This window comes from Bilifractor sp. LCP19S3_H10 (genome assembly GCF_052119185.1).
Classification (GTDB): Bacteria; Bacillota; Clostridia; order Lachnospirales; family Lachnospiraceae; genus Bilifractor.
Genome location: NZ_JBQKFT010000084.1, coordinates 1 through 343 on the forward strand (window position 1 = coordinate 1; position 343 = coordinate 343).

General features: G+C 56.6%; 1 protein-coding gene. It reads left to right on the plus strand.

Annotated features, from left to right (window positions below):
* On the plus strand, nt 1-343 hold a 343-nt coding region (locus tag ACTQZS_RS15520), incomplete at both ends, for a phage portal protein (protein ID WP_441476612.1).

The following is a 343-nucleotide window of genomic DNA, read 5'->3' on the forward strand; positions in this document are numbered from 1 at the left end:
CTTTGCAAACGGCGCAGCACCTTCCGGTGTGCTGGAACACCCCGGCATTCTGAAGGATCCGGAAAAGGTCCGGGACAGCTGGCAGGCAGCCTTCGGTGGCAGCCAGAACGCCGGGAAGGTCGCAGTTCTGGAAGAGGGGATGAAATATTCGCCGATCTCCATCAACCCGCAGGAAGCACAGTTCTTGGACACTCGGAAATTTCAGATCGATGAGATTGCGCGGATCTTCCGGGTGCCTCCGCACATGATCGGAGACCTGGAACATGCGACATTCAGCAATATCGAAGAGCAGAGTCTGGAATTCGTGACCTACAGCTTACAGCCTTGGCTCACCCGGATCGAG